Genomic DNA, 6,244 nt, shown 5'->3' with positions numbered 1-6,244 from the left:
GCCGTCGCGTGGGTCGTCGCCACCGGGTTCAACATCACCGTCCTCGAGCGCGTCGTGACTGTACTGGTCATCGCGTGTCCCCACGCACTCGGTCTAGCCGTCCCGCTCGTGGTCGCGATCAACACCTCGACGGCTGCCCAGAATGGGATGCTCATCCGCGACCGCATTGCTATGGAGGAAGCCCGGAACCTCGATACGGTGATGTTCGACAAGACGGGCACACTCACGAAGGGCGAACAGGGCGTCGTCGGCATCCAGACGGCGGCCGACTGGGACGAAGAGCGAGCGCTCGAAATCGCCGCCGGCGTCGAGGGCGACTCCGAGCACATGATTGCCCGTGCCATCCGGAACGCCGCCGAGGAACGGGACATCCAGCGGGTGCAGGTCTCGAACTTCGAGAACCTCCGTGGCCTCGGCGTCAGAGCGACTGTCGACTTGGAGCCGCGAAGCGGCTCCGGACGGGCGAGCGGGGAGAGCAGCGACCCACGAGGCGGCGAGACGGTTCATCTGGGTGGACCCAACCTGATCGAAAAACTCGGCATCAGTCGATCTAACGACATCGCCGCCTTCGCAGAGGAAGCTGGATCGAACGCAGAGACGGTTATCTACCTGATTCACGACGAATCCGAAGTCGTCGCAGCATTCGCGCTGGCGGACGTTGTCCGGGAAGAGAGCCGGCAGGCTATCGAGGCGCTACACGCGATGGATATTGAGGTAGCGATGCTGACTGGTGACTCCGAGGATGTCGCGAGAGCTGTATCTGAGGAACTCGGTATCGACCAGTACTTCGCGGAAGTCCTGCCCGAGGAGAAGGACACGAAGGTCGAACAACTCCAGTCCGAAGGGAAATTCGTCGCGATGGTCGGCGACGGCGTCAACGACGCGCCCGCGCTCACGAGAGCTGACGTCGGTATCGCCATCGGCTCGGGAACCGACGTCGCCATCGAGTCGGGCGATATCATCCTCGTCGACAACAACCCGCTGGACGTGGTGCGGCTCATCCGACTGTCGAAGGCGAGCTACCGGAAGATGCAGGAGAACCTCGTCTGGGCGACCGGCTATAACGTGTTTGCGCTCCCGCTCGCGGCGGGGATCCTCGCGCCCATCGGCATCCTCCTGTCGCCGGCGATCGGCGCGGTGTTCATGTCGCTGTCGACCATCATCGTTGCGATTAACGCTCGCCGACTCGGGGGAATCGATCTTACAACATGAGCAGGATTTTTTCGATCGGATATGGAATGATTGGCGAGACTGCTGAAGGAATACTGACTGGGGTGAACGCGGAGATGTTGTTCTTTATCGGATTTGGGTTTCTGGTGGGAATCCTCTTCGGCTTCTTCGGGCTGGGCGGGAGCTTATTTGTCACCCCGGCGCTCCTCGTGCTCGGCCATCCCGCCGAAGCCGCTGTGGGCTCCGGTCTCGTGTTCGTCTTTGGAACATCACTCGTTGCAGCCGTCACCCACCGGTCTGCTGGACACATCGATTACAAGCTCGGTGGCCTCCTTGTCCTCGGGATGGCAGCTGGAATTGAGGCCGGCAGACGGATACTCTTCTGGCTCGCTAAAAAAGGACTTGCGGATATCGTCATCAGCATCGCCTACGTCGTCTTGCTGGCAGTGGTCGGCGTGATCATTCTTCGTCGCGTTCGCAATGAACGACTCGTTGACTCTGTCGAACGACGTGCTCCACCAGTATTCGAGATGTATGCTCTCAGTCGACTCCCACCACTGATCAAGCTACAGTCAAACGTGCAGGTCTCCGTGTGGCTCGTCTTCGTTGTCGCCACCGTTATCGGAACGCTCTCCGGCTTTCTTGGGGTTGGCGGTGGGTTTCTGATGGTTCCCAGCCTCGTCTATGGTTTGGGTATTTCGAAATCGGTTGCGGTTGGTACCGACATCTTTCAAATTGCGGGATCGAGTGCGTTCGGATCCGTTCGCTACCTTCAGCAAGGAGCCGTCCATTTCTCAGTCGTACTCCCACTGCTCGGAGGGAGTGTCTTCGGATCCTATATCGGGTCACAGCTGACAGATATCGTCGACGAGAGCGCGCTGATGAGCTACTTTGCGGTGATGCTACTCCTCGACAGCGCCGCAGTAGCGAGCAAGACTATCAGTCACACGTACGACATTCGGATCCTTCATGACCTTAGTCTCACGCTCCTCTTCGGAACCGCTCTCGGTGTCGCAGCGCTCGTCGTCTATCGGGGAGGACGAGCTGTCTACCGTGACTCGACTGGATAATCGTACTTTCCGAACCTCTCTGAGTAGGTGGAACATTGAGACGACTGCAGGCTTGAGGATACCCACCCCATCATCGTCCGCCGTTATGGGACGAACGGACGAACAAAAAGAGGAAGACGAGTACAACAATCAACCCGAGTAGCGAATACGTAGGATCCACTGAGACAAGCAGTGCACTTCCGATGAGTGACGCTGCTGCTAGAATCGCATACCCGAGTGAGCGCGGTGCTTGTTGCTGAGTCCGAGCGACAACTTGCATACGCTCTTTTTCTTGTGCATCTAGCTCGCGCTCGAGTTTCGTCGGGAGCCGAAGCAGTGCCCAGAGTGAGGCTTCCAGTTCACTCCGTATCTCAGCGAGTTTCATCCGAGCAGCACGCTCCATGAATCCATGCTCACGAAGGAACGTCTGTGCAGCAGCGAGGAAATCGAACTCCGAATCGAGCTGTCTGAGAACCCCCTCGCTGATTGATCCTACCCGGAGGACAAGCATGATGTCTGGCGGAATGCGAAACGGGAATTCGTGGAGCATCCCGGTCACTTCGCTGATGATCTGCTGCCAGTTCACAGTCTCGCTGCCCTCCAGGTCCTCGATGACTAACTCGAGGACGTGCCCGACGGCGGCTCGATCAGCGTCAGGGTCAAGCGCACCGAGAGCGATAAGTTCGTCAATAATTCCGTCCACGTTCCGATTGACAGCAGCGAGATAGAGATTCACGACACTATTCTGCATCGCCGCAGTGAATCGGCCACTCATCCCGAAGTCATAGAAGACTATGTAGCCGTCATCGTCAACGGCGAGGTTGCCAGGATGTGGGTCCCCGTGATACACGCCGTGTTCGAGTCCCATTGTGAAGTACGCGTTCGCCACGTTTCGGGCGACCGCTTTAGGGTCGTGCCCCCCGGCGACCAGCTCGTCGACGTTGGTAATCTTCGTCCCCTCGACATATGCCATTGTGAGGACACGCTCCGAGGATACATCGTGATAGACGCGAGGGATGATGACCGTCTCGTTTTCGTCCCGGTCGAAGTTCGCCCGGATCTCGTCCATCATCCGAGCTTCCCGCTCGAAGTCGAGTTCCTCCAGAATGATGCGCTCGAAGTCGTCCGCCATGTTTCGGAGCGAAAACTGGAGGCGCTCTGGGGCAAGCAGCATCACCAGCGGAATGAATCGGCGGATGATACGAAGGTCAGTCTCAATGAGGTCTTTGACGCCAGGTCGTCGAACCTTCACGACAACTTGGTCGCCCTGATACGTCGCTCGATAGACCTGTGCCAATGATCCACCCGCAATCGGTTCGGGATCGAAATCATCGTAAGAGTGATAACCAACATCATCTGCGAGGGCGGGAATCATCTCGCGATATGGCCCCGTTGGAACAGCATCCTGCAACGTGACGAACTCCTCGGCGTATACTTGGGGGACTACATCCGGTCGGGTGGAGAGCACCTGTCCGACTTTCACAAATGTTGGTCCGAGGTCAAGCATGACATCTCGAAGACGTCGGGCACGCTGAACGTGGATATCCGGAGAAGCAGACCGAGAACCTCCGAAAAGCAAAAATCGGTAGCGGTCACGAAGATACAACGATACGAACGGGGTGAGTTTATAGAGAACCCGCAAAAGGCGAAGAGAGAATCGGACCATGAGGATACTCAGCAGTTCCAGCGGTGCCCTCTAATAAGTAACTCGTGATCAGCAGTCCGAAATACCCATTCAGCTAGAAAACATATTTTCATTTTGAAATGCCGACTGACCCAGTCTGTGGAATGCAAATCGCTATCAGCGATGCAGCTACGTCGGTGCAGTATGGAGGAGTGACCTATTATTTTTGTAGCGATGAATGTCGACAGCGGTTCGAAGACCAACCAGCCGTCTATACGAAGTGAGCTGCCTCGGGGTCCTTCTGAAGACTGCCGGTCTGCCGTGATGACGCGATGTCATAGGCGTCTCAAGCCGCTTGATTCGAAGCGATTTAGCAGCATAAGCAGCTATGCACCTCGAAGTGACCGAAACGAGCGTCAAAACCTCACTCAAGGATTTCGGTGCAGAGGTCGATCATCGCGACCGCGAGTCGCGACGTGACCAACCAGCGGCAAGCGAGTTCAGCGTCAACGACCGATCGGAAGTGACCCGTGCATAACGCTCAGAGAGGACAACTGAACCACTTTGCGAGCTCAACACTCGTCGTCATCTCCACGATACGAAAGACGATCGCCGGCAGCGCCGCAGCCGTCGGTAAACACGCACCGACGAGCAGAGCGGCAGCCACGGCAAAGTCACGCACCCAACCGACAACGCCGTGGGAATCCACTCACCCCGTGTGAAGCTTCAGCTGACTTCGAACAGTGTTACCGACACAGACGAACGTGATTTTCGCCATCGTATCTCTACCTACGGGAGAAACACACATGATCAGCCGTCCCGCCACATTCGCCTGTTACGTACCCGACAGAGTCAGGGATGGTGCGTCCGACAGAAGCCATCCCGGAACAACCCGCGTCAGGACAACCATTCCAGTCAGTTCGACGAGCGTCTGCGTCACGACGACTGCCGGTGCGAGTGCATATCCCGGCGGCAACGCTAGCGCCAGCGGAAGGATAACCAGCGAGTTTCGCGTCACGGATGTGAACACGAGCGCACGGCTCTCACCGACGTCCATCCCGAGCAGTCCAGCAGCGAGTCGACCGAGCAACGGCATGATGACGAGGAACGCCACGTACACCGGAACGACAGCCGCGATTTGTCCGATCGAATCCTGAACGCGGGGCAACTGTGAGGCGATGACGACGAACAGCGTCGCACCCATCATCGGTACCGGCAACCAGCCCATCGTGTCCTGCCACTGTTCGCCCCGTTCCGACCGATCTGCCCAGAGTTCGGTTGCCCACGCGAACGTCAACGGCAGTGCAATGATCACGGCGAATGCCTCTATGAACGGTCCTGCCTCGATGAACTCGGCCACCTGCTGACCCAAGAATAGCCAGAGGTACACCGGGAGTAATAGCAACTGAACGAGCATCAGCGCCGGTGTCGCAGCAGTAATCTGCTCGGCGTCCCCATCCGTGAGGTCTGTGAACGTGATGACGTAGTCGATACAGGGTGTCAACAACACCATAAATGCCCCTACGAGAATCACCGGTTCCTCTGGGAGAAATCGGGTGAGGCCGAACACGACGACTGGAACGACCACGAAGTTCATCCCGAGCGCAGCCGCCATGAACCGTCCATTACGGAAGGCCCGCCGAATCCGGACGAACGGTATCTCGAGAAACGTCACGTACAACAGCACCGCCAGCACGGGATTAATAACCAGTTCCAAGAGTGAGCCTGCGCTCGGTTGTCCGAGGCCGATCCCGATCGCGAGGATGACGGCGACGGCGTACAGTCCGACCTGGTTATGCTGAATCCATTGTTTCGAGAGCCGTGTCATAGGATCTTCATTACCCTTGTTGAAGTGTGATTTCGGAGAGGATCAGTAGCCCAAGCCCTATCAAGTGGTTCGGCAACGTAGCGAACCGGATGCTGACCATCGTGGTCACTGTCGAGATATCGGGTAGCGGTGCTTGAGCGAAGCCCGAACAACAGTCCGGCACCGACGAAGAACAACCCAAGCCCACTCATTAGAGTCCATTTGTAGCGGCAGGTGTAAGTTCGCATCGGTAGGTTTCTCGGATCTGCCGAAGCTAGAGTGGTTCGCGAATCAAAGTCTGTAGAGGAGTCGTATCGATAGTTCGCCACGACCGATCGGGATCAGATTTCTGCCGGGAGTCGGTCGTCGATTGCCTCGACGATGAGATCCAGATCAAGGTCACTACCGTGAACCTCTTTGTCCCAGATCGTCTCGCCATCGGCAGTCACGACGAAGACGCCCCCGTGGCCGGGGATGAGGGTGACGCCGGCCAGATCTTGGCCAAACTCGTTCAAAAGCCGCGTCTGGGTTTCGATCGCGGACTCGAGCAATCCACATGGTACACAGTATTCGATTTCGACTACGGTCATCCTA

At 57.4% G+C, this 6,244-nt stretch carries 6 protein-coding genes; 3 read left to right on the top strand and 3 right to left on the bottom strand.

The genetic code is table 11. The annotated features are described in order from the left end of the window. Positions 1–1,212 (top strand): heavy metal translocating P-type ATPase (locus tag BSG17_RS24280; protein ID WP_139246800.1); only part of this gene is annotated, 1,212 nt, incomplete at its 5' end. Further along, the gene (locus BSG17_RS24275; protein WP_244531708.1) at positions 1,209–2,240 is read left to right on the top strand and encodes a sulfite exporter TauE/SafE family protein; all 1,032 of its coding nucleotides are present in this window, start codon (positions 1,209–1,211) and stop codon (positions 2,238–2,240) included. The genes BSG17_RS24280 and BSG17_RS24275, both read left to right, overlap by 4 nt. Before the next feature lie 70 nt (positions 2,241–2,310). Here the strand turns inward: BSG17_RS24275 and BSG17_RS24270 are convergent, their stop codons facing one another. After that, the gene (locus tag BSG17_RS24270) at positions 2,311–3,726 is read right to left on the bottom strand and encodes an ABC1 kinase family protein (RefSeq protein WP_170864948.1); all 1,416 of its coding nucleotides are present in this window, start codon (positions 3,724–3,726) and stop codon (positions 2,311–2,313) included. A 257-nt stretch (positions 3,727–3,983) separates the two neighbouring features. On the opposite strand from BSG17_RS24270, the gene BSG17_RS24265 reads away from it, so the two are divergent. Continuing rightward, complete coding sequence (locus BSG17_RS24265) at positions 3,984–4,127, top strand: YHS domain-containing protein (RefSeq protein ID WP_089827950.1); 144 nt, start codon at positions 3,984–3,986, stop codon at positions 4,125–4,127. A 551-nt stretch (positions 4,128–4,678) separates the two neighbouring features. Here the strand turns inward: BSG17_RS24265 and BSG17_RS24255 are convergent. Together BSG17_RS24255 and BSG17_RS24250 are read right to left on the bottom strand one after the other, a co-directional pair. Continuing rightward, positions 4,679–5,671, bottom strand: coding sequence for an arsenic resistance protein (locus BSG17_RS24255; protein WP_089827949.1), 993 nt, complete (start codon positions 5,669–5,671; stop codon positions 4,679–4,681). 320 nt (positions 5,672–5,991) lie between these two features. Then, positions 5,992–6,240, bottom strand: a complete 249-nt coding sequence (locus BSG17_RS24250) for an Rdx family protein (protein ID WP_089827948.1) — start codon at positions 6,238–6,240, stop codon at positions 5,992–5,994. Positions 6,241–6,244 lie beyond the last annotated feature (4 nt).

The organism is Halogranum amylolyticum (genome assembly GCF_900110465.1).
Taxonomy (GTDB): Archaea; Halobacteriota; Halobacteria; order Halobacteriales; family Haloferacaceae; genus Halogranum; species Halogranum amylolyticum.
The sequence above is the reverse complement of the archived record's forward strand: the minus strand, read 5'-3'. Positions and strand labels throughout refer to the sequence as shown.

What these genes read in the sequence shown, in the direction of transcription:
- BSG17_RS24275 (WP_244531708.1), top strand. Translation starts at nt 1,209, where the DNA reads ATGAGCAGGATTTTTTCGATCGGATATGGAATGATTGGCGAGACTGCT.
- BSG17_RS24270 (WP_170864948.1), bottom strand. Translation starts at nt 3,726, where the DNA reads ATGCTTGACCTCGGACCAACATTTGTGAAAGTCGGACAGGTGCTCTCC.
- BSG17_RS24265 (WP_089827950.1), top strand. Translation starts at nt 3,984, where the DNA reads ATGCCGACTGACCCAGTCTGTGGAATGCAAATCGCTATCAGCGATGCA.
- BSG17_RS24255 (WP_089827949.1), bottom strand. Translation starts at nt 5,671, where the DNA reads ATGACACGGCTCTCGAAACAATGGATTCAGCATAACCAGGTCGGACTG.
- BSG17_RS24250 (WP_089827948.1), bottom strand. Translation starts at nt 6,240, where the DNA reads ATGACCGTAGTCGAAATCGAATACTGTGTACCATGTGGATTGCTCGAG.